The organism is Pseudomonas sp. 21 (assembly GCF_000955805.1).
Lineage (GTDB): Bacteria > Pseudomonadota > Gammaproteobacteria > Pseudomonadales > Pseudomonadaceae > Pseudomonas.
The window spans coordinates 175,682-195,324 of record NZ_JYOA01000002.1; the positions used below are offsets into that span (position 1 = coordinate 175,682).

The 19,643-nt window shown below is 63.8% G+C and carries 20 protein-coding genes; 11 read left to right on the forward strand and 9 right to left on the reverse strand.

Going from position 1 to position 19,643, the window contains the following annotated elements; translation table 11 throughout:
* The first annotated feature begins 69 nt into the window (after positions 1 to 69).
* From UB43_RS05210 to UB43_RS05225, 4 genes are all read left to right on the forward strand, one after another.
* Positions 70 to 648, forward strand: coding sequence for an NAD(P)H-dependent oxidoreductase (locus UB43_RS05210; protein ID WP_045209269.1), 579 nt, complete (start codon positions 70 to 72; stop codon positions 646 to 648).
* A 66-nt stretch (positions 649 to 714) separates the two neighbouring features.
* Positions 715 to 1,095, forward strand: a complete 381-nt coding sequence (locus UB43_RS05215; RefSeq protein WP_045209270.1) for a MerR family transcriptional regulator — start codon at positions 715 to 717, stop codon at positions 1,093 to 1,095.
* A gap of 85 nt (positions 1,096 to 1,180) precedes the next feature.
* Complete coding sequence (locus UB43_RS05220; protein WP_045209271.1) at positions 1,181 to 1,525, forward strand: cupin domain-containing protein; 345 nt, start codon at positions 1,181 to 1,183, stop codon at positions 1,523 to 1,525.
* Between the two features lie 94 nt (positions 1,526 to 1,619).
* The gene (locus tag UB43_RS05225; protein WP_045209273.1) at positions 1,620 to 2,285 is read left to right on the forward strand and encodes a VIT1/CCC1 transporter family protein; all 666 of its coding nucleotides are present in this window, start codon (positions 1,620 to 1,622) and stop codon (positions 2,283 to 2,285) included.
* On the opposite strand, the gene UB43_RS05230 is transcribed toward UB43_RS05225, so the two are convergent.
* The gene (locus tag UB43_RS05230; RefSeq protein WP_045209276.1) at positions 2,266 to 3,201 is read right to left on the reverse strand and encodes a LysR family transcriptional regulator; all 936 of its coding nucleotides are present in this window, start codon (positions 3,199 to 3,201) and stop codon (positions 2,266 to 2,268) included. The two genes, UB43_RS05225 and UB43_RS05230, sit on opposite strands and share 20 nt — an antisense overlap.
* Positions 3,202 to 3,289: 88 nt before the next feature.
* Here UB43_RS05230 and UB43_RS05235 point away from each other — a divergent pair, with 88 nt between their 5' ends.
* Together UB43_RS05235 and UB43_RS05240 are read left to right on the forward strand one after the other, a co-directional pair.
* Entirely contained in the window at positions 3,290 to 3,994 is a 705-nt protein-coding gene (locus tag UB43_RS05235) for an NADPH-dependent F420 reductase (RefSeq protein ID WP_256204899.1), read from the forward strand.
* A 79-nt stretch (positions 3,995 to 4,073) separates the two neighbouring features.
* Complete coding sequence (locus UB43_RS05240) at positions 4,074 to 4,718, forward strand: DUF998 domain-containing protein (RefSeq protein WP_045209451.1); 645 nt, start codon at positions 4,074 to 4,076, stop codon at positions 4,716 to 4,718.
* Positions 4,719 to 4,776: 58 nt separating this feature from the next.
* On the opposite strand, the gene UB43_RS05245 is transcribed toward UB43_RS05240, so the two are convergent.
* The 4 genes from UB43_RS05245 to UB43_RS05260 form a co-directional block, all read right to left on the reverse strand.
* The gene (locus tag UB43_RS05245) at positions 4,777 to 7,248 is read right to left on the reverse strand and encodes a TonB-dependent siderophore receptor (RefSeq protein ID WP_045209281.1); all 2,472 of its coding nucleotides are present in this window, start codon (positions 7,246 to 7,248) and stop codon (positions 4,777 to 4,779) included.
* 112 nt (positions 7,249 to 7,360) lie between these two features.
* A complete protein-coding gene (locus UB43_RS05250; protein WP_045209283.1) occupies positions 7,361 to 8,317 on the reverse strand; it encodes a FecR domain-containing protein in 957 nt (318 codons plus the stop codon).
* Positions 8,314 to 8,823 (reverse strand): sigma-70 family RNA polymerase sigma factor, encoded by a 510-nt coding sequence (locus UB43_RS05255; protein WP_045209286.1) that lies wholly within the window; start codon positions 8,821 to 8,823, stop codon positions 8,314 to 8,316. Before UB43_RS05255 ends, UB43_RS05250 begins: the two co-directional genes overlap by 4 nt.
* Positions 8,824 to 8,964: 141 nt before the next feature.
* A complete protein-coding gene (locus UB43_RS05260) occupies positions 8,965 to 9,849 on the reverse strand; it encodes a LysR family transcriptional regulator (RefSeq protein WP_156160347.1) in 885 nt (294 codons plus the stop codon).
* Positions 9,850 to 9,956: 107 nt separating this feature from the next.
* Here UB43_RS05260 and UB43_RS05265 point away from each other — a divergent pair, with 107 nt between their 5' ends.
* Positions 9,957 to 10,388 carry a GFA family protein gene (locus UB43_RS05265; protein ID WP_045209288.1) on the forward strand — a complete coding sequence of 144 codons (432 nt, stop codon included), beginning with the start codon at positions 9,957 to 9,959 and terminating at the stop codon, positions 10,386 to 10,388.
* A 213-nt stretch (positions 10,389 to 10,601) separates the two neighbouring features.
* The gene (locus UB43_RS29505) at positions 10,602 to 12,392 is read left to right on the forward strand and encodes a metallophosphoesterase (protein ID WP_177329773.1); all 1,791 of its coding nucleotides are present in this window, start codon (positions 10,602 to 10,604) and stop codon (positions 12,390 to 12,392) included.
* A 212-nt stretch (positions 12,393 to 12,604) separates the two neighbouring features.
* Here UB43_RS29505 and UB43_RS05275 read toward each other — a convergent pair whose 3' ends face one another.
* Together UB43_RS05275 and UB43_RS05280 are read right to left on the reverse strand one after the other, a co-directional pair.
* Positions 12,605 to 13,009 (reverse strand): hypothetical protein, encoded by a 405-nt coding sequence (locus UB43_RS05275; protein ID WP_052969510.1) that lies wholly within the window; start codon positions 13,007 to 13,009, stop codon positions 12,605 to 12,607.
* Positions 13,010 to 13,132: 123 nt separating this feature from the next.
* Positions 13,133 to 13,324, reverse strand: a complete 192-nt coding sequence (locus UB43_RS05280) for a hypothetical protein (RefSeq protein WP_045209293.1) — start codon at positions 13,322 to 13,324, stop codon at positions 13,133 to 13,135.
* Between the two features lie 469 nt (positions 13,325 to 13,793).
* Between UB43_RS05280 and UB43_RS05285 the strand changes: the two genes are divergently transcribed.
* Complete coding sequence (locus tag UB43_RS05285) at positions 13,794 to 15,845, forward strand: TonB-dependent siderophore receptor (RefSeq protein ID WP_256204897.1); 2,052 nt, start codon at positions 13,794 to 13,796, stop codon at positions 15,843 to 15,845.
* 95 nt (positions 15,846 to 15,940) lie between these two features.
* On the opposite strand, the gene UB43_RS05290 is transcribed toward UB43_RS05285, so the two are convergent.
* Entirely contained in the window at positions 15,941 to 16,537 is a 597-nt protein-coding gene (locus UB43_RS05290; RefSeq protein ID WP_045209298.1) for an NADPH-dependent FMN reductase, read from the reverse strand.
* Entirely contained in the window at positions 16,534 to 17,388 is an 855-nt protein-coding gene (locus UB43_RS05295; protein WP_045209300.1) for a sterol desaturase family protein, read from the reverse strand. Before UB43_RS05295 ends, UB43_RS05290 begins: the two co-directional genes overlap by 4 nt.
* 108 nt (positions 17,389 to 17,496) lie before the next feature.
* On the opposite strand from UB43_RS05295, the gene UB43_RS05300 reads away from it, so the two are divergent.
* Complete coding sequence (locus UB43_RS05300) at positions 17,497 to 18,444, forward strand: AraC family transcriptional regulator ligand-binding domain-containing protein (RefSeq protein WP_045209302.1); 948 nt, start codon at positions 17,497 to 17,499, stop codon at positions 18,442 to 18,444.
* 215 nt (positions 18,445 to 18,659) lie between these two features.
* Positions 18,660 to 19,640, forward strand: coding sequence for a MoxR family ATPase (locus UB43_RS05305; protein ID WP_045209304.1), 981 nt, complete (start codon positions 18,660 to 18,662; stop codon positions 19,638 to 19,640).
* The last annotated feature ends 3 nt before the right edge of the window (positions 19,641 to 19,643 follow it).

Consider the following 19,643-nt stretch of genomic DNA (forward strand, 5'->3'; position numbering starts at 1 on the left):
GCCAGGCGTTGACTCTCCCCTCAGGGGGAGGCTTTAGGCTCGGCTCGCTTTCACAAGGAGTCGAGCACCATGCAACAGAAACGGATTCTCCTGATCCTCGGCCATCCTGGCGACGACAGCTTCTGTAGCGCTATCGCCGAGCGCTACCGGGAAGCTGCCAGTGGCGCCGGGCATGAAGTCAGGCTGCTGCGCCTGGGCGAACTGGCCTTCGACCCGCTGTTGCGCAGCGGCTACAACCGCGAGCAGCCGCTGGAACCGGACCTGCTGCAGGCGCAGCAGGCGATTGCCTGGGCCGATCACCTGGCACTGGTATTCCCGGTCTGGTGGGGCGGGGTGCCCGCGTTGCTCAAGGGTTTTCTCGACCGGGTGCTCCTGCCCGGTTTCGCCTTCCGCTACCGAAAGGGATCGCCCTTCCCGGAGAAGCTGCTCAAGGGCCGCACCGCGCACCTGCTGGCGACCCTGGACACGCCGCCCTGGTACTTCCGCTGGTTCCAGCGCATGCCTGCGCTGCAGCAGATGCGCAGGACCACCCTGGAATTCTGTGGTATCCGCCCGACCGGCACGCTCCTGTTCGGGCCGGTCATCCACTCGGCGCCGCAGCGGCGCGAGGCCTGGCTGCGGCAAGTGCAGTCGCTCGCCGGTGGTTGATCCGCAGGCTGGGATTTTCGCCGCGGCTGCCGCATGCTGGCCGCCGCCTGTGCAGGAGTGGTTCACATGTTTATCGGGAAGGTCGCCGAGCTGTCCGGCACCACGGTCAAGTGCATTCGTCACTATGAGGCGATCGGCCTGCTGCCCACGCCGCGCCGGGAGGGCAAGTATCGCGTCTACACGCAGGAAACGGTCGAGTTGCTGGTGTTCATCAAGTGCGCCCAGCAGTTGGGCTTCCGCCTCAGGGAGATGCAGGACATCTTCCTGCGCGGCGACGAACTGGCGCGCTGGGACCTCGTGCGCGAAGCGCTTGCGGCGAAGAAGCAGGAACTGGGTCGGCGCATCGAGGAACTGCAAAGCCATTACAAGGGCCTTGAGGACTTCGAGAAAAGCTTGCTGGACTCCACCGCGCTCTGCGACCTGGAGCGCCTGCCAGACGTGGGCTGAACGACCCTTTGTCGCCTCGCTTCGGGCGGCGCCATGCAGCGTCTTTACTGGCACAGAGAACCTGTCGTTCAGCGAGGCCTGTGTGATGAGCAGCGTAGAGGTGGCACCCGAGACACGGGGCGTGACGGTGGAGTTGCTGTCCTCGGTCGACCTAGGCCCCGAGATCGACGGCATGGCCGGCCGGCAATTGCGGATGCGCCGGGTGACCATCGCGCCCGGCGGCGTCTTCGGGCCGGTGCATGACCACGTTGACCGTCCCGGCACGGTGTTCATCCTGCAGGGCACCATCACCGATCATCGCAACGGCATCGCCACGGACTACGGGCCGGGCGTCGGCTGGCCCGAGGATCGCCACACCACGCACTGGCTGGAAAACCGCGGCAGCGTCACCGCCGTGGAGATTTCGGTCGATATCGTCCGGCTGGGCTAGCCCCGGTCGGGAGCGTTGCTTCGATCACCCAGGCGCTCACTCAAGGGCATGAACGAGGGACGACGAGCCGTGCTCGCCGATCAGGAGGGAATCGATGGACAAAGCCGAGAAGGGCACCTGGCAGCGGGTGCTGGAACCGATCGACCGTATCACCGAAGTGATTTTCGGCCTGCTGATGGCCATGACCTTCATCGGCTCGCTGAGCGTGGCGACCTCGGGGCGGGAGGAGGTGCGCACCATGCTGATCGCCGCGCTGGGCTGCAACCTCGCCTGGGGCCTGGCCGACGCCGTGATCTTCCTGATGCGCACCTGGACCGAGCGTACCCGCAGCCGCACGCTGATGGAGCGCCTGCAGGGCAGTTCCGACCCGCGCGATGGCCAGGGGCTGATCGCCGCCGAACTGCCTCCCCGCATCGCCACGGCGGTCAGCGCGGACGGACTGGAAATGCTGCGCCTGCACCTGTTGCGGGAGGCCGCCGGCACGCCGGCCTCTGTCCGGATCGACTGGGAAGACATCAAGGGTGCGCTCGCCACCTTCCTGCTGGTGGTGCTGGCGACCTTCCCGCTGGTCATTCCCTTCCTGCTGATCGGCCAGACCGGCCCGGCCATTCGGGCGTCCAACGCCGTGGCGCTGGCGATGCTGTTCATTTCCGGCTGGATGCTTGCCCGCTACTCCGGCGGTTCGCCCTGGGCGGGCGGGATTGCGCTGGCAGTGGTGGGCACGGCGCTGCTGTTCGCCATCATTGCGCTGGGCGGCTGACCCCGGCCGGTTCCTGCCCAGGTCGACTGGCGCCCAGTTCGGCGACCACCTGATCGACGAAACGGCGCAGCTTCGGCGGCATGCGGCGGTCGCTGGCGTAGAGCAGATGGACCTGCCGCGCCGGTGCCTGCAGGTCGGGGAACAACTGCACCAGGCGACCCTGGCGAAGGTCGTCGGCGAGCATCATCTCGGCGCCCAGGATGATGCCCAGGCCATCGCAGGCGGCGGCGCGCTGTGCGCGGGCGTCGTTGACCTGAAGGCGGCTGCTCTGGGCCAGCAGCTGCAGGCTTTCGCCCCCCAGCATCTGCCAGCCCCCGGACACTGACGCAGGCCAGGCGGTAAGCCCCAGGCAGTGGTGCCCTTCGAGGTCGCCGGGCGTCTGCGGAGTGCCGTGCTCGGCCAGGTAGGCTGGCGCTGCGCAGGCGATCAGCCGATAGGCCGCCAATGGCCGCGCGACCAGGCTGGAGTCGTCCAGCGGGCCGATGCGGATCACGGCTTCGAAGTTCTCGTCGATCAGGTCCACCAGGCGATCATTGAGCGACAGCTCGATCTTCACCTCCGGGTGCTGGCGCAGGTAGCGCCCCAGCAGCGGCATCAGGCAGTAGGTGCCATAGGTGACCGGGGCGCTGATCCGCAGTTGCCCTCGGGGGGCCGCGAGATGATCCAGGGCCAGGGCATCCGCCGCTTCAGCTTCGGCCAGCACGCGCTTGCAGCTGTCATAGTAGTGCTGGCCGATCTCGGTCAGGCTCTGCCGGCGAGTAGTGCGGTTGAGCAGCTTGACGCCCAGGCGATCCTCCAGCGCGCTGACATGCTTGCCGGCCATCTGCGAGGACATGCCCAGCGCCGCCCCGGCGGCGGAGAAGGAGCCGCTGTCGGCCGCCCTGACGAACACCGCCATGCTTTGCAGTCGATCCATGATTCGCTACCCGTGGTTTCGACACTTCCAAATGAAGGCCGATATTTCAGCTATCTGATTTCAAATAGCATCCTGGCTTCCGGTCTGGCTGGCAAGCGCGGGCCGGTCCCCACGGCACAGGAAGCGAAGGAGTCAGGCGATGCGTATCGGAATCATCGGAGCGGGGTTCATTGGCCGCGCCATGGCGGCACTCGCCGGGAAGAACGGTTGCGAGGTCATGCTCAGCAATTCACGCGGGCCGCACGCACTGGCCAGCAGTGCAGCTTCCCTGGGCTGCGAGGTCGGCACCGTGGAGCAGGCGGCGAGCTTCGGCGATCTGGTGCTGCTGGCCGTTCCCTTCGGCCGTTACCCTGAATTGCCGGTGGAGGCCTTCGCCGGCAAGGTCGTGCTGGATGCGGGCAATTACTACCCGCAGCGCGACGGCCAGCTCGCCGCGCTGGACAGTCGGCAAACCACCACCAGCGAGCTGCTCGCACAGCACCTGGTGGGCGCCAGGGTGGTCAAGGCGTTCAACGCCATCCTCGAGCGTGACCTGGTAGCCGACGCCCGCCCGGCCGGTGCCGCCGATCGTCGGGCACTCCCCATTGCCGGCGACGACCTGCAGGCCAAGCAGGCGGTCAGCGATCTGCACGAGCGCCTGGGCTACGACGTGGTCGATGCTGGTGCCCTGGCCGAAGGACGACGTTTCGAACGCGCCCGCCCGGCTTACTGCAGGCGCCTGGACAGCGACGGCCTGCGCGCCGCCCTGGCCGATGAAGGTCCGGACCAGGTTGAAGGCAGCTGGCGTGAATGAAGCAGGCATGCGCCGCCGGCAGGCAGCTGCATCGCCAGAGGCGAGATTGATCGCCCACATGACAAGGGAGTGCCATCGCGTGACAAACATCGACCGGAATCTTTTGCGCCTGGGGCTGTTGATTCCGCTCTGGCTTTTCGTGGGAGTCGGGCTGACCTCGCTGGGTTATCCCGGCTTCAGTCACTTCGACCAGGCGATGAGTCAGCTGGGGGCGACAGGCGCGCCCACGCAAGGCTACTCCGCGTGGGTGAACAACTTCCCGCTGGGGGTGCTGTTCGTGCTTTTCGCCGTGGGTGTCGCACGACGCTTCGCCGGTTCCCGCCTGGCGTTGTCCAGTGCCGTGTTGATAGCGCTGCATGGCCTGGCCAGTTTCGCGACCGGCTTTTTCTCCTGCGACCGGGGATGCGCGCCGGCGCTGCCTTCGATGTCCCAGCAGATCCACAACTTCGCGGGTCTGCTGATGTTCCTCTCGCTGACGCTGGCCAGCGTACTGTGGGCCCTGCCGGGCAGCAGGCTGCTGTCCAGGGCGGCGTTCGGCCGGTTCTCGCTGCTCTGCGTGATACTGGCTGTCGCGACGGTGGTGATGATGGCCAGGGCCTTCGCCGACGGCCACGGGTTCGGGCTGTACCAGCGGCTCAATTACGCCATTTCCGTCATCTGGGTCGCCAGTCTGGCGTGGGTTGCGCTTCACGACGAATCACGAAGTCCGGTGAGCGCGGCGTGAGGGGAGGGGCGATCCCCCTCACGAATACCGCCAGGGGGATTGCCGTTCCGACATCAGCTCAGAAGTCGGCCTTCAGGGTGACGGTGTAGTTGCGCGGGTCACCGTACTGGTTGCTCGCGTTCAGCCAGCCGATGGAGGAGTAGTACTTCTTGTCGAACAGGTTGTTGCCGTTCAGGGCGACGCTGAGGTTCTTGTTGATCTGGTAGCCCAGGCGGGCGTTCCAGATGGCGTAGCCGGATTGCTTGATATCGCCGACGCCGCCGGTGCCGCCGAAGTTGGTGTTGTAGTTTTCGCTCTGGATGCTGGCGCCTGCGCCTGCGGTCCACTGGTTCAGTTCACCTGGCAGGTTGTAGTCGCCCCAGAAGCGCAGCAGGTGGCGCGGCGTGTAGCTGTTGAAGGTGGAGCCGGAAGACGAGGTGCCGTCGCCCGGATCGTTGAGGAACTTGGTCGAGGTGTAGGTGTAGCCGGCGAACAGCTGCAGGCCCCTGAGCACTTCGCCGCTGATCTCCGCGTCAAAGCCCTCGGCGCGAACCTTGCCGCCGGCCACGTAGCAGTTGTCTTCGCCGTTCTGCCCGCACTCCGAGGCGTAGTCGTATTGCGCACGGTTCTCCTGGTCCACGCGGAAGATCGCGAAGCTGGTATTGACGCGGCCATCCATCAGCTCGCCCTTCAGGCCGATCTCGTAGTTCGAACCCTCGATGGGCTTGAGCGGGGCGCTGTCCTGGGTCAGCTCGGTCTGCGGCTTGAAGATGTCGGTGTAGCTGGCATAGACCGACCACTGGTTGTTCAGCTCGTAGATGAGCCCGCCGTAGGGCGTGAACTCGCCGGTTTCCTTCGAATGCGCCGGGGCGGGCGAGGAGGTGGTGAAGCGGGTGAGTTCGTAGTCGTACTGGTAGTTGCTGGTGCGCCCGCCCAGGACCAGGGTCAGCGGCTCGGTCAGCTTGTAGCGCACCACGCCATAGAGGCCGTTCTGGCGGATATGGCCCTTGGAGGTGCCGGCGTAGGTGGTGCTGAGCATCTCTTGCTCGGTCGGCTCGCGCGGGGATACCGGGTCGTAGAGGTTGATCGGCCCGAGGTTGAGCAGACCGCCTTGCAGGTCGTCGGTCTTCAGGTCGCTGGCGTTGGCGCCGACCACCACCTGGTGCTCCAGGTCGAAGGCACGCCACTTGCCGGCGAGGTTGATGTCGGCGCCCTTGTTGATGTTCTCGAAATCGTAGAGGTAGGCGCGCGACTGCATGCCGTCGCCGGTAGCCGGGTCGACCGCGCCGCGGCCGAAGCTGTAGAGGATGTCGTTGGTTTCGCGGATGTAGCTGCCCGAAGCGTTCAGGCGCCAGTCATCGTTGAAGTCATGGGTGACGTCGGCGAAGTAGGTGGTCTGCTTGTTGTTCCACTTGTTCCAGTCCGCGCCGGTGAAGGTCGAGCGGCCCGCATGCACCGCGCTGCCATCCTTGTTGCGCGGCAGGCCGCCGAAGGACGGTGTCGAGTGCAGGTCTTCCACGCTGGCGCCGGCGGCCACCCTGGTGTCGTCGGTCAGGTCGTACTCGAGAATGCCGTAGAGCACATTCTTGCGGCTTTCCGCGGTGTCGTAGAAGTAGTCCCGGTCCTCGTGGGCGGCCACCACCCGGCCACGCAGCCTGCCGTCTTCGGTGAGCGGAGCGCTGCCATCGAGGGTCTGCCGGTAGGTGTCCCAGGAGCCGGCGCTGGCGGTAAGCGACAGCGACGGTTCGGCCTTCGGGCGTTTGCGCACGAGGTTGATGGCGGCGCCGGGATTGCCGCTGCCCTGGAGCAGGCCGTTGGCGCCGCGCAGCACCTCCACGCGGTCGTAGAGCAGGGTGTCGGAGGTGAAGCTGCTGCCGATGGCGTAGTAGCGGCGGTCGAGGGGGACGCCGTCGTACTGGATGGTCTCCACCTCGAAGCCGCGCGAGTAGATGTACTTGCCGCCGGACGGGCTCTGGTAGGTGGTGATGCCGGTGGTTTTCTCCAGCACCTGGTCCAGGGTGTCGAGGCGCTGGTCGTCCATCGCCTTGCGCGTGATGACGGTGACCGACTGCGGGATGTCCCTGAGGCGCTGGGCGGATTTGCCGATGGTGGCTTCGCTGGAGGTATAGGAGCCGGAGTCTTCCGTCGTCGGCCCCAGGCCCTGGCCGGTGACGATCGTGTCGCTCATGGCCAGTGCCGCCGGAATTTCTTCCAGTACATAGCTGCCGCCCTGGTCCACCGCTCGCAGCCCGGTGCCGGAGAGGAGGGCGGCGAACCCGGCCTCCCGCGAATAGCTGCCGTGCAGGCCGGCCGACTGGAGATGGGCGGTCTTGCTGGCATCGAACGAGAGCGCGACCCCTGCTTCGCTGGCGAAGCGGCTGAGCACCTCGGTCAGCGACCCGGCGGCGATGTCGTACTGGCGGATGCTCTGCACTGCGCTGGACGCCGCAGGCTCTGCGCCCTGAACGAAGGGGACGCCCACGACGGCGACACTGAAGAGGGCAGCCTGCACGTGAATGGCAAGCCGGTGGCGAACGAACGGATACAGCATGGTCTCTCCCCGGTGGTGGTGACCAAGTGGGTCACTGATGCCGGAGTAGCCGAACCAGGGACGAAGAAAGTGCACGGTGACTGGAAAAATCCTTTCCTGCCTTCACGCAGGCTCAGCTGCGCGGAACCACGGTTACCCAATACCCCGTGCGATACACCACCGCGACAGGGAAGCTGCGCTCCAGGGCCCTGAGCGCGAGGTCGGTGTCGTCCACCGGGAAGGCGCCGGAAATGCGCAGCCCACTGATGCGCGGGTCGCATCTCAGCCAACCGTGGCGGTAACGCCCCAGTTCTTCCAGCAACTCGCCCAGCGGCCGGTCGATGGCAATCAGGCTGCCCTGTGCCCAGGCGCCAACCGACGCATCGTTGACCCGCGCGGGCTCGATGTTGCCGGAGGTGATGCGAGTGTGCTGGCCGGCCTCCAGGCGCAGGAGAGCCGCCTGGCCGGGTACGGATACTTCGACCGCTTTTTCCAGTACCGCCACCTCGGTTCCGTTGCCCCAGTTGCTCACGCTGAAGCGAGTGCCCAGCGCACGCACGGTGGCGTCGGCGCTGCGCACCCGGAAGGGTCTGTCGAGACCATCGCTCGCGGTGCTCACCAGCACCTCGCCGGCACGCAGGAGGATCAGGCGCTGGTTGCCATCGAAAAGCACATCCACCGCGCTGTCGGTGCCCAATTGCATCTGGCTTCCGTCCGCCAGGGTGAAGTGGCGGCGTTCGCCAACGGCGGTCTTGTAGCCGGCGGTGTAGCGCTGGCGTGCGTCACTGCGCCAGCCCAGGGTGGCCAGGCCGCCCAGCGAGGCGAGTACCACGAAGCTGCGCAGCACCTGTCGCCGTGACTGCCCGGCCGAGGCCAGCGTGGCCGCCGCCAGGCGACCCGGCACGCGGGCCATCTGCAGGTTTACCGACTCGATGCGCTGCCAGGCGCGCTGGTTGACCGGGTCTGCCGCCAGCCAGCGTTGCCAGGCCCGCTGGTCGCCGTCGCCCGGCGCCGCGTTGGCCAGGCGTGCATACCAGCGGGCCGCTTCGCTGATGGCTTCTCGCTCATCGGGTTGCAGGGTGTCGCTCACAGGACGCCCGCCATGGCCAGGCAGCAGTGCTCCATGGCCTTGGCCATGTACTTGTTCACCGTGCGCAGAGAAATCCCCAGTCGCTCGGCGATCTGCTGGTAGGTCAGCCCCTCGAGCTGGGAAAGAATGAAGGCCTGCCGGACCTTCTGCCCCAGTCCATCGAGCATCCGGTCGATCTCCAGCAGCGCTTCGAGCAGCAGGGCCTGTTCCTCGAGGGACGGCTGGACGGCTTCGGGCAGCAGCGCCAGCGCCTCCAGGTAGGCGCGCTCCAGCGAACGGCGGCGATACAGGTCGATGACCAGGCCCCGGGCGATGGTCTGCAGGTAGTGCCGGGGCTCGCGAATCGCCTCGGCGCTCCTGGCCATCAGTACGCGCACGAAGGTGTCCTGCGCCAGGTCGGCCGCATCGGCGGAATCGTTGAGACGCTTGCGCAGCCAGCCGCGCAGCCAGCCATGATGGTCGCGGTAAAGCATCCCTACCGCCTGCAGCGACGAATCCCCCTGCATTGCAATCCCCTAAGAACAATTTGCAAACGACAATCGTTATCAACTATACGGGATGTGGGATTGATTGAAAACTGCAGGTTGACGAGGGTCCGCTTCTACCCGAGGCGGGCGCTCATGCCTCGCGCGGCAGGTTGAAACAACCTATCCGGCAAGCTCCTTGTGCAGGGCATTGCCCAAGGCTTCGAAGGCCCGCGAGATACGTTTGATCCGGCGCAAATCGGAATGCATGGCGAGCCACACGTCTACTTCGAAGCCAAAGTCATCTGGCAGCACCTGGATCAGGGAATATGGCGAAGCGACGGTGGCCGGGCACAGCCCAAAGCCAAGCCCTGCGCGAATGGCTGCGAGCTGCGCCAGATGGTTGTCCGTTGCGATCGCGAAGCGCTGATCCGCTCCGCACAGCCCTGCCTCGACCAAGCGACGCAGATCGGCAGAGCGTCGATCTGGACCTATCAATGGAGCCTTACGCAACGCAGCAAGGCTCTTGGGCTCTCCATAGCGCTTCAGGCATTCGGCGCTGGCATAAATGCCGACGCGCAAGACACCAGTGCGTCGCACGACAATCCCCGCTTCGCTGGGTCGCACCAGACGTACCGCAATGTCCGACTCTTGTCTGGCGAGGTCTTCCATCTGGTCGTTGATGCTCAGTTGGAGATTGAGCCCCGGATAGTCATGGCGGAACTCATGCAATAGCCGTGGAAGGACTTCTACCCCCAGCAAGTCACTGCTGGTGACTCTGACCGTGCCGTGGGAGACGTCGGTCTCCGAGCTGGCCATGCGGTTGAATGCCTGGGCGGCAATGTCCATCGACTCCACGTGATGAATGAGCTGGCGTGCGGAGTCTGTCGGCGTCAGGCCCGTGGATGTGCGGGTGAACAGGCTGATCCCAAGGGCGCTCTCCAGGCTCTCCAGACGCCGGCGCGCAGTAGACTGCGCAATGTTCAGCAACCTGGCGGCTCCCGACAGGCTTCCGGAGCGCAGCACGGCAAGAAATACCCGCTGACTTTCCCATTCGATACCGCTCATACATTTACTACCAACGGTTACTCCAATTGCTCTCTTCTGCCCGGCGCCTGGACGGTGGATCATCCGTTGCTCGAACATCAACGTGCGCCATTGTAAGGAGTGACACCATGGGATTCACCGGTCAGTGCCGATGCGGCAAGGTCAGCCTCCGTCTGCATGCGGACGTCCTGCCGCCGCTTTATGCGTGCCATTGCCTGAACTGCCAGCGCTGGAGCGGCAGTGCATTCGGCTTGCACCTGCTGTGTCCGGCGCAAGCCGTGGAGATCGCTGGAGAGCTGCGCGAGTACCGGGACGAGCACCAGGGACATGCCTCGACTCAATACGCCTGCGCGGTCTGCCTGACCCGCCTGTTCAACGAGACGACCGCCGCTCCAGGAGTGCGCGTGGTGCGTGCCGGCGTGCTGGAAGGCGCATCACATTGGACTCCGCGAGCGCATATATGGGCCAAACGCAAACAGCCCTGGATCATGCTGCCGGCGGATGCACCCCAATGGCCGGAGAGCCCTACGCCGGAAGAGTTTGCTGCGGCACTGTTCTAGTCAACGACCTGCGTCTGCTTGTGGCCGATTGCTGCCCCTGGGCAAAGGCAGCTTCCGGCCAAGAGCAGCCGGTAATCGACCGCAAAGACCTCCATTGAACTTTGTAGTTATCTACGTAGCTGGGGTCGATTCATTGATGGCAAAAGTCTGGCTAAAAGCTAAATTTATTGCTGTTCGGACGATGGATGTCTACTCGCTGAGATGGGAGGCGCAATGGAACGTGGATCTCTCCGCCAATTCGCAGTTCTGACATGGATTCTGCTTATTGCGGGATGTACTTCGACGGCGCCGGTCCTTAACTCAAAAGCGCCAGATGGCCCTTCTGACTCTACGACGGCGCCCGCGACGGCTCCGATCGGCGTCATTTCCGACACGCAAATCCACGAGAGTCGAGGTACTGCATCTCGGTATGCCTCGAAAGCTGGGGATGAATTTGTCGAAGTAACGATTCGAACTGGGCAACAGGTAATCGGCAGTACCGACATTCTGATGCAAGCGCTCAAGGGTGTTACTTCTCTGCCTATTGTATTGCACCTGGGGGATGCACTGGACGTTTCCTGTCAAACAGAGTGGGACGCCTTCGTCAGAACAATGCGTGTTGCGGGAGGGAATACCCCTTGGGTTCTCGTTGATGGAAATCATGACGGTTTTTACGTAGGCAACATTTCACCGACTAATTCCACCAAGTACAACGTTGGCTATTGGAACCAAGTCTGCAATCAAGGCCGGTACAGTCTGGAGAGCACGCTTTCTGCTCGGCACTTCGACAAGGCCATGCTGGTTGCTGCTAATGTGCAGCACGTACTCGCACTCCAATCCAACGCGGATTCCAGCCTCAATGAGGTGCCTCGTAATGGCACATGCCAGAACCTTGTAGACGGCCCTATTGCGTGTGCTGCATGGCATATAGACACTGAACATCCCTGGATGTCCTACTTAACGCAGTTGGTCCGTCTACCAGCAGCAGTGCCGTCAGAACCGCCGGTGTACGTCCTAGCGCTCGACAGTTCGACTTACCTCAACCAACCGAACGTGGACTATCAGTACGCACTGCTCACAGGAGTTAAGGCAGGTTTCACGCCCGCCCAGCTTCGTGACGCGAGGATTATGGTGCGGCAGTTGCCGGTAGACGCCCGTTTCTTTATCGCCACCCATCATCATGTCAACGAGTGGCGCGCTTCCGCACTTAGCACCGACGAGCGCTCGGAGCTCGGCGGCCTATTGGCGTCGTATAGTTTCCTCAATTTTGTTCTGACTGCACATACCCATGAAGGTGGCTGGTACGACCATAAGGTCCTTGGTAACCCGCTTCTTGAGCTCAATACTGGGTCGCTAGCTGACCCCCCTCTTTACTACCGGGATCTGCAGTTCGTTCGCAGTGGAGGTAAGGAATGGCGTGTTCGCTCGAACAAGCACCTACTGAATGTCGCGTCGATTCCGGAATGTGCCTCGTATAAACCACCGACGAGTGATTCCGGTTATACGGTCGACGATCAGCGTTCCGAGAACGATCGATTGCATGACGCCCCGAAGCTGACCAGGAAGGTTGGTCAGGTTTTCTCGGCCTTACGACACTTCTTCGGCTTTTGGAATGCGAAGCATGAAGAACTGCGTCCTCAGCTACTTACCTACCGTGACATAGTCCGTGCATCTCTTCCAGAAGATGCCGGGTTCTACTATGAGCGCTGGGAGGGTGATGAGGCTCCTAGGAACTACCAATCGCGTGAAGAGCTTGAAGCACGTCTAGAGTACCTGGCCTGGTGTTCTCATAAGTCCAAGTGTTCAGTCACAGAGAAGGGAAATCTTCTCAAGAAGCTCGAAGATGAGCTTGCTCCTGACTCTAAGCTTTACCCGCAAGAGGTGCTGATGAAGGCTCACTATGCCCGACTATGTGCAGCCGTCTCAGCCGCTGAGGCGGTGGGTAATGAGGATAAAGTGGTTGAGCAGGTGATTCGAAATTCGTTCTCTGGCGAGTACATTCTCCCTGGGAGCTGGCAAAGATGACGGATATGCCCGGCCAGTGTACGAATCCAAAAAACACCTAGGACCGGGACCTCCGAGGTACCTGTGAGCCCCTCTCAATCTCAAGTAAGTCAGTCTGCTTTTGGCCGATGACTGCCCCTGGTAAGAGGCCGCTACCGACCCTGAGCGGCCATTCGCATGGCCTCTCAGCCGTGGAGAAATTTGGGGACAATACCTGAGCAGGGTTGAACACTTCAGGCACAAATAACCGCGCGCAGTCTGACTAAGTCTGGCGCATCCGATTCGACGTAGAAAAGATCGTCGGCTGAGCCTGTTACGTTGTCAGCAATGCCAATGACGAAATCGCGACCGAACTGCGAGCGCAGGTGAACCAGACGTTCAACAACGCGCTCAATGTCAGCAAACCAATCATTCTGTTCGTTTCTGGGGCTGGGAAGCGCCAAGTTGATTCCAAGGTCCCAGTCCGGCAAATCACCCGAGCGGCTGCCAATGCCCTTTGCTTTCTGGTTCACCACCAGCGGGGGGGAAAGGACCCAGCCCGGCGCTGCAGCAAGCTCTACGAGTTCCTTTTCTATGCCCGCAACGACGTCGTCTAAGTCTGAACCATCTACATATGCATACAGGGTGTGTCGTTGCATAGCTCACTGGATATTCGAGGGCACGAATCTCCGATTGTGTGCAATCTCGTCGTAGATGTCGATCGGCCGCTTCGGGCCGGAAACGGACAAACTGTAGGGCACCTTCAAAAGTGCGAACCCTTGCTACTGGCTGCTCGCATTTTCCAGGGCCTGCTTCTCTGCCGCAGCGGTAACGGCGGCTTGACGGTTCTGCTCGGCCAGGTAGCAGGCGTCGCGGCTGACCCCCTGCGCCAGGCAGGTGGACATCCGCTGCGCCGGGCTGGAGCAGCCAGCCAGGATCAGGGTAATGAAGGTGAGTGCGAATACGGCGCGCATTGAACATCCCTCTTGGGTCGATCAGTCGAAAAGGACAGTGAAAACCTGAAGGGAGGCGGGCTCCCTGGAAGGCAGTATTCGCCTGCGCTCAGAGGGCAGATACGCGAATCCCAGTCACAACCTGTAGGAAAGTGATTACACGCTCAGGGGGCGCGGAAAACGTCGAGCGCCGGGCAATGGCGGCCAGCCAGAAGTTGCAATCTGCTCGGTGCGATTCCCGCAAAGCCCAGGTTCATCCGACTGGGCATCCGGGGAGCAAGCAGCAATCCTCGCCCAACGTTCCGGGGCGCCACGCGACGGTCGTGTATCGGCGGCGATACACGATAGAGAGGGAATGCAGGAGAAATTAGCAAATGGGATGTATTACCATTTGCTACAGATAATCACTACCTGCCAATTTCCAGACACAAGGCCGTCCTCCATGAAACCCCGTTTCTCTGCTCTGTTGCTCACCGGAGCTTGCAGCGCGATGCCTGCCGCTTACGCTGCGGATGATGTACTGAACATGTCCGACAGCGTGATCCAGGCCCCCGATCGCTCCGATGCTCCGAGCGAGGGTTATCAGACCAAGCCCTCGCGCAGCACCACGCGGATGAAGCTGACCGACCAGGAAACACCGCAGGGAGTCACCACCATCAGCCGCCAGCAGATGGACGATTTCGGCCTCAACGACGTGCGCGATGCGCTGCGTTCTGCCCCTACCGTGACCGTGGAGCAGTTCGAGACCGACCGCACCATCTTCACCTCGCGCGGCTACCAGATCGACACCTTCGAGTACGACGGCATGGGGCTGCCGTTCGCGCAGACGCTGTTGGGCGGCGGCCAGGACATGGCCGAGTACGAACAGATCGACGTACTGCACGGCGCCAACGGCCTCATGAGCGGTACCGGTAACCCGTCGGCCACGGTCAACTTCGTGCGCAAGCGACCCACCGATACCTTCCAGGCGAAGATCGGCAGCAGCGTCGGTTCGTGGGACAACCGCCGGGTGGAGGCCGATGTCTCCGGGCCGCTGACCGATAGCGGCAATGTGCGCGGGCGCTTCATCTACGCCCACGACAAGGGCAACTCCTGGCTAGACCGCTACAGCCACGAGGTCAACGTCGCCGCCGGCCTGCTGGCTTTCGACCTGTCCGACGCCGATACCCTGACGGTGGGCTTCTCCCAGCACAACTCCGACTCCAACGGCACCACCTGGGGCAACCTGCCGCTGGTGGACAGCAGCGGCAATCCGATCCACTACAGCAGCCGCAGTTCCAGCGTCGGCCAGGACTGGACCTACTGGAACCTGCACACGCAGCGCGCCTTCGCCGAGCTGAACCACGACTTCGGCAACGGCTGGAACGGCAAGCTCACGCTGACCGGCATCACCCAGTACCAGGACACCCAGCTGTTCTACCTCTATGGCATCACCGACGATGCCGGCACCGCCTATTCCAACCAGACGGCGAGCACCCAGCACCAGGTGATCGGCGAAGGCCAGCTCTCCGGTCCGTTCCAATTGCTCGGCCGTGAGCATGAGCTGACCCTTGGCGTGAACTATGGCCGCACCCACCTCAAGGCCAGTGCCAACACCATCGGCGAGAACGGTTATTACAGCGCCAACCTGTCCGACGCCCTGGCCGGCAACCTGTCGCGCCCAGCCATGCCCTACACCAACGACACCACCAACGCGCAGAACTTCGAGGACACGCAGAAGAGCGTCTACGCCGGCGCGCGTTTCAGCCTGATGGATGACCTGCACTGGATCGTCGGTGCGCGCATGCTCAGCGCGGACGGCAGTGGTGACAGCTATGGCGCCGCGCACGATACCCGCGAGCACGGCAAGGTCACTCCGTACACCGGCCTGGTCTACGACCTGAACCCGGAATGGGCGGTCTACGGCAGCTGGACGCGGATCTTCTCCCCGCAGTACGTGATCGGCACCGATGGCGGCCTGCTCGATCCGCTGGAAGGCACCAGCAAGGAAGTCGGCATCAAGGGCAACCTGCTGGACAGCCGCATGAGCCTCAGCGCTGCGCTGTTCAAGACCGAGCAGCGCAATGTCCAGGAGTACGCCGGCTACGTCGATGGTCATTACGTCTACAACGGCGTGGACAACAAGAGCCATGGCGTCGAGTTGCAGGCCTCCGGCGAGGCGCTGCCCGGCCTGGACCTGCTGGCCGGCTACACCTATGTGCGCATCGATGACGACAACGGCGACCGTACCCGCAAGTACGTGCCCAAGCACACCCTTCGTGGCTCCGCGACCTACCGCCTGCCGGGCCTGCCGCAGGTCAAGGTCGGTTCCCGCGTCAGCTGGCAGAGCGGTGTCGAAAGCGACAGCTACAGCGCGGTGCGCCAGAGCGCCTACGCGCTGGTCGACCTGATGACCAGTTACGACATCGACGCGAACTGGAGCACCTCGCTGAACCTGAACAACCTCACCGATCGCAAGTACCTGCTCTCGCTGGAGAGCGGCAGCACTTCCAACTACGGCGCACCGCGCAACCTCACCGCGTCGGTGACCTGGAAGTACTGACCGATGCGCATCGCCGGGCTCGCTGCGCGCGGGTCCGACGCTGTGCCAGGAGATCGATTGAGCAGCCCCGAAGCGGACCGCCTTTCCCGACGCCGCTACATCCCGTTGTGGAAGTCGCTGTGCTCCAGCTGGATACGGTCCCGCAGGCCCTTCATGCCATGGGCGTACTCGCTCAATACCCGCAGGGCCCAGTCGGCCCGGCGGCGGATGCGCAGGTCGTCTTCCGCAGCGGGTTCGGCGGTGTTCAGGACCTGATCGACCTGGCGGACGACCAGTTGCTCGGGCAGGTAGCAGATGCGCGAGTTCTTGTAGCTGGAGGCGCGCAACTCCGATAGCGGGTAGGAGCCACCCAGGCCCGCCGACACGCCCACCAGCAGCGCCGGCTTGTGTGCCAGCTCGGCGTAGCCGGCGTAGAGGAACAGGTTCTTCAGTGCCGGGCAGGCCATGCCGTGCCATTCGGGGGAGATCACCACCAGGGCATCGGCGCGCTGCAGCTTCCCGGTCTGTTCCAGCCAGGCGTGGTCTTCGATCGGTGCTGGCCAGAGGGGCAGCGGGGTCTGGCCGAGGTCGACGACGCTGGCGGCGTTGCAGATATCCAGCGCCTGCAGGCGTTCAGCCAGATAGCGGGCCACCTTGGCGGACTGGCTGGATGCCTGGCTGGAGCCGGCGATCAGGGTAATGTTGAGGTTCATCGGGCAATCTCCGGGCCTTCCTGTGGTTGCGTTTGTGGTTGTGCGTCACGCACCAGTGGCCAGAACACTTCCTGCTGCCAGCTCACCGGCTGCATGTCCTCGATGCCATAGGCCGGCGGCCGGCGGCGGGTGATCTTCGCGGTGCCGAACAGCACGTCCCAGAAGAACAGCAGGTTGCCGAAGTTGCCCTTGTAGTTCGTCACGCCGTCCTCGGCATTCAGGCCGTGGTGCGCCGAATGGGTGGAGGGGGTCGAGATGGTCCGTTCCAGCAACCACATCAGCGGGCGCAGCGCACGGATGCGATAGAGCTTGTCGTCCCAGGCGACGCTGCTGTGCGCGCCGAAGATCACCAGCATCTTCACGATCAGGTAGCCGTAGTAGAAGTTGGCCAGCCCCAGGTAGACCAGCGCGCTGGTCAGCCAGATGCCGGGCATCAGCAGGTAGTAGAAGCTGTTGTTGCGATAGACGATGCGGATGCTCATGTACGGCGCCGAATGGTGCGCGCGGTGCAGGGCGTAGAGGAAGGGCACGCGGTGGGTCAGGCGGTGCCACCAGTACTGGGTCATGTCGTCGAGCACCAGGAACAGACCGAGGGCGGCGTACCATGGCAGGTCCGCCAGGCGGCCCTGCAGTTGCGGGGCGAAGTGGCCGAGCAGGTGGTTGGTGGTGAACAGGATCAGTGGGAAGGTGATCAGCAGCAGGATGCCCGAGCCGAAGATTTCCACCATGGCGTCACGACGCCGGGACGCGGGCTGGCGAAAGCGGGCGCAGGCCATTTCCAGCAGTATGAAGGCGACGAAGATGGCAACCACCACGGGGGTCGGATTGTTGGCGAGCAGGGCGGAGTTCATGGCACTCTCTTGTTGGTCGGCTTGTTGGTCGGCTGGTTGACTGATGGGCCCCTCGGGGCACGGCAAGAACAATAAGAAAACAAGGGCTCGGCCCGCGTCAGGCGTGAAATGGACAGAAATCCCCGAGAAGTGGCCAATCCTCAGCGATACCACCGCGGCTCGCTGGGGCTGGTGCTGGAGCGTTACCTGCTGGGCATGCGCCGGCATCGGGAGGGCGACTACAGCATGGTCGCCCTGGAAGAGCTGTTGGCCGAGGCGCAGCAGCATGACCCCGCGATCGGTTTGCACCTGTTCGGTCAGTTCACGGCGCAGGACCGCCACATCCTGGCGATCTCCGCCGGCTACTGCGCCAGTGTCGGCGAGGCCCTGCGGCTCTGGGCGCGATACGGGCGGCTGGCGTCGGACATGGACACCCTCGATTACGTCGAGGACGACCAGGGCGCTGGGGTGGAGGTGATGATCGATGCGCCGGGCGATCTCGCCCGCTTCACCGTCGAGCACTACTTCGTCATGAGCCTCACCGTGATGCGCGAGGCTACCGGCTGCCCGATCACACCTTCTCGCGTGGAGTTCAGCCACCCGCGCCCGGCCTATCACGCGCAGTACGCCGAGGCATTCGGCGTACCGGTGGAATTTTCCGGGGCTGGCAATCGCCTGTACTACGCGAAAGAGGACCTGGCCAGGCCGCTGGTGGACCGTCACGCCGGCATGCTCGAGATCATCTGCCAGGAGCTCGATCGTCGCCTGGGTCGCCAGCGCCAGCTCAGTGGCTGGGCCGGGAAACTGGCGCGGAACATGCGACGGGCGCTCGCTGAAGGGCGCGTGCCGGGCCTGGAGGAGCAGGCCGCGGCTTTGCACCAGAGCGCCCGGACCCTGCGCCGGCGCCTGGAAGAGCAGGGGCTGAGCTTTCGCCAGTTGCTGGATCTGGTTCGCGGTGAACTGGAACAGCATTTCGAGTTGCAGGGGCTTGCGGCTGGCGAGATCGCCACGCGCCTGGGCTATGGCGACCAGGACGCCTACCAGCACGCCCGCCGTCGGTGGCGCGAGGTCGGCTGACCGGCACCCGGTGACGTAATCCGGCCCGGATGCAGCCCTGGGCTGTGCGGACGTCCATTCCCCGTGCCTGCTCATTTCACGACCGGTGCCACCATGGCGCGGCATTTCACAGTTGCTACAGTTATCCCGCAGGCGGTGGCACGGCAGTGTGTCCGGAGAGCAGCTCCGGCGCGCCATCGGCAAGGAATCCGAATCGACGGAACAAGGAACAAACCGTGTCCACGCGTGAGCAGATTGCCGCTCTGGAAGCCGCCGTATCGGCGCAGGTACTGGGTCAGGAAGAAACCGTCCGGCATATCCTGCTGGGGCTCCTGGCCAATGGTCATGTTCTTCTGGAAAGCCTTCCGGGCCTGGCCAAGACCCGAACCGTCAAGGCCTTGTCCAGGCATCTGGATGCGCGGATGAGCCGCGTCCAGTTCACTCCCGACCTGCTGCCCTCGGACATCACCGGGGCGGAAATCCTCCAGCAGACGGAGCAGGGCAACCAGCTGAAATTCCAGCCCGGGCCGCTGTTCGGCAACGTCATCCTCGCCGACGAGATCAACCGCGCGCCGGCCAAGGTCCAGGCGGCGCTGCTCGAAGCCATGGAGGAGCGCCAGATCACCGTGGCCGGGCAGACGCACCGCATGCCGGGGCTGTTCATGGTGCTCGCCACGCAGAACCCCATCGAGCAGGAAGGCACCTACCCGCTGCCCGAGGCGCAGATGGACCGCTTCCTGATGAAGCTGCTGATCGACTACCCACGGGTCGAGGACGAATCCCGCGTGCTGCAACTGGTGCGGGCCGAGGAGCGCAGCCAGCAGTCCGGCGCGGCGCCCGAGGCCATCACGCCGCTCGCGCAGGAGGCCGTGTTCGCTGCCCGCAAGGCAGTCGGCGACGTGCATGTTTCCGAGGCCATCGACCGCTACCTCATCGACCTGATCAACGCCACGCGGCGCCCGGCGGCTTACGACGACGACCTGGCCCGCTGGTTGAAGGTCGGCGCCAGCCCGCGCGGCGGCATCAGCCTGGACCGGGTATCACGCGCCCACGCCTGGATGGCGGGTAACGACTACGTGACGCCCGACGATGTGCGTGCCGTCGTGCATCCCGTCCTGCGCCATCGCCTGCTGCTGTCCTATGACGCCGTTGCCGATGGCGTGGAGGCCGACCAGGTGATCGACCGGCTGCTCGACAAAGTGGCGATCCCGGCCTGAGGA

Coding starts and splice junctions, on each gene's coding strand:
- UB43_RS05300 (WP_045209302.1), top strand. CDS start 17,497: ATGGACAGAAATCCCCGAGAAGTGGCCAATCCTCAGCGATACCACCGC.
- UB43_RS05260 (WP_156160347.1), bottom strand. CDS start 9,849: ATGAGCGGTATCGAATGGGAAAGTCAGCGGGTATTTCTTGCCGTGCTG.
- UB43_RS05245 (WP_045209281.1), bottom strand. CDS start 7,248: ATGCTGTATCCGTTCGTTCGCCACCGGCTTGCCATTCACGTGCAGGCT.
- UB43_RS05220 (WP_045209271.1), top strand. CDS start 1,181: ATGAGCAGCGTAGAGGTGGCACCCGAGACACGGGGCGTGACGGTGGAG.
- UB43_RS05255 (WP_045209286.1), bottom strand. CDS start 8,823: ATGCAGGGGGATTCGTCGCTGCAGGCGGTAGGGATGCTTTACCGCGAC.
- UB43_RS29505 (WP_177329773.1), top strand. CDS start 10,602: ATGGAACGTGGATCTCTCCGCCAATTCGCAGTTCTGACATGGATTCTG.
- UB43_RS05215 (WP_045209270.1), top strand. CDS start 715: ATGTTTATCGGGAAGGTCGCCGAGCTGTCCGGCACCACGGTCAAGTGC.
- UB43_RS05285 (WP_256204897.1), top strand. CDS start 13,794: ATGCCTGCCGCTTACGCTGCGGATGATGTACTGAACATGTCCGACAGC.
- UB43_RS05280 (WP_045209293.1), bottom strand. CDS start 13,324: ATGCGCGCCGTATTCGCACTCACCTTCATTACCCTGATCCTGGCTGGC.
- UB43_RS05210 (WP_045209269.1), top strand. CDS start 70: ATGCAACAGAAACGGATTCTCCTGATCCTCGGCCATCCTGGCGACGAC.
- UB43_RS05265 (WP_045209288.1), top strand. CDS start 9,957: ATGGGATTCACCGGTCAGTGCCGATGCGGCAAGGTCAGCCTCCGTCTG.
- UB43_RS05230 (WP_045209276.1), bottom strand. CDS start 3,201: ATGGATCGACTGCAAAGCATGGCGGTGTTCGTCAGGGCGGCCGACAGC.
- UB43_RS05225 (WP_045209273.1), top strand. CDS start 1,620: ATGGACAAAGCCGAGAAGGGCACCTGGCAGCGGGTGCTGGAACCGATC.
- UB43_RS05290 (WP_045209298.1), bottom strand. CDS start 16,537: ATGAACCTCAACATTACCCTGATCGCCGGCTCCAGCCAGGCATCCAGC.
- UB43_RS05295 (WP_045209300.1), bottom strand. CDS start 17,388: ATGAACTCCGCCCTGCTCGCCAACAATCCGACCCCCGTGGTGGTTGCC.
- UB43_RS05275 (WP_052969510.1), bottom strand. CDS start 13,009: ATGCAACGACACACCCTGTATGCATATGTAGATGGTTCAGACTTAGAC.